The sequence below is a fragment of the Mesorhizobium sp. M7A.F.Ca.CA.001.08.2.1 genome (assembly GCF_003998455.1).
Lineage (GTDB): Bacteria > Pseudomonadota > Alphaproteobacteria > Rhizobiales > Rhizobiaceae > Mesorhizobium > Mesorhizobium ciceri.
The window spans coordinates 1-1,257 of record NZ_RZPW01001168.1 but is presented as its reverse complement, the minus strand read 5'-3'; the positions used below and the strand labels follow the sequence as shown (position 1 = coordinate 1,257).

Sequence of the window (1,257 nt, the reverse complement as noted above, 5' to 3'; positions counted from 1 at the left end):
GTGTGTATGCGGCGATGATCGGCGCCGTCGGCGACGATGATTTCGGGCGGGCGGTGCTGGCCAATCTCGATCGCGCCAAGGTCGACCGCCGCTTCGTGCGGGTGGCCGCTGGCGTCGGCTCCGGCATGAGCGTGGCGATCTTCGACGCAGGCGGCGACTATGGCGCGGTGATCGTCTCGGGCAGCAATCTGACACTGGGCCATGCCGACATTGCCTCTGCTTCCGATGTGGTGGGACAGACGGCGGTGCTCCTGCTGCAGAACGAAGTGCCGGAAGCCGCCAACATTGCCGCCGCACGCGCAGTCAAGGCACGGGGCGGCCGCGTCGTGCTCAACGCGGCCCCCGCGCGCAAACTCTCCGAGGAGTTGATCGCCCTGGTCGACATATTGGTGGTCAACGCCATCGAGGCGGAATTCCTGGCTGGCACGGCAGTGGTCGAGACACTCGACGGGGCCGCGCAAGCCGCACGGCTATTGGCCGATCTCTATCCGGTGGCAATCGTCACGGCGGGCGGCGAAGGTGTCGCCTGTTGCGATCGGAGCGGCGAGGCCTTTGCGCTGTCCGCCATCCCGGTCAAGGTCGCCAGCACGCATGGCGCCGGCGATGAATTCGTTGGCGCGCTGGCCGCGGGACTTGCCCGTGGGCAGACCATGCGGGCGGCCATCACCGCCGCCAACGCGGCTTCGGCCTTGCTGGTCTCGACGCCAGAGGCCGAGCGCGACGGCATCTGACCGGCTGGTTTCCGTCTTGCCAGACCGCAGCAGCGGCCGCCTATCCTTGCGGCCTCGCGCGAATTCCGCTAAGGCGCGCCTTTGTCGCCGGGGAACACGAACTTGGACGATCAACGCGCCGACGTCGCCATCATCATGGGCAGCCAGTCCGACTGGGCGACGATGCGCCATGCCGCCGAAACGCTGGAAGCACTTGGCATCCCGCACAAGCGGCTCATCATCTCCGCGCACCGCACACCGGACCGGCTCTATGATTTCGCCAAGGGCGCCAAGGCGGCCGGTTACCAGGTGATCATCGCCGGCGCCGGCGGTGCAGCACACCTGCCCGGCATGACGGCGGCGATGACGCCATTGCCGGTGTTCGGCGTGCCGGTGGAATCGAAAGCGCTTTCCGGGCAGGATTCGCTGCTGTCCATCGTCCAGATGCCAGCCGGCATTCCCGTTGGAACGCTGGCCATCGGCAAGGCCGGCGCCACCAACGCAGCCCTTTTGGCCGCCGCCGTGCTGGCCCTGAACGATGACAGCC

General features: G+C 67.7%; 2 protein-coding genes. Both read left to right on the top strand.

Annotated elements, in window-relative coordinates; all coding sequences use genetic code 11:
- A partial coding sequence (locus tag EN914_RS35880) for a PfkB family carbohydrate kinase (protein WP_127389710.1) occupies positions 1-731 on the top strand: 731 nt, incomplete at its 5' end.
- Positions 732-833: 102 nt separating this feature from the next.
- On the top strand, positions 834-1,257 hold a 424-nt coding region (gene purE / locus EN914_RS35875), incomplete at its 3' end, for a 5-(carboxyamino)imidazole ribonucleotide mutase (RefSeq protein WP_127389709.1).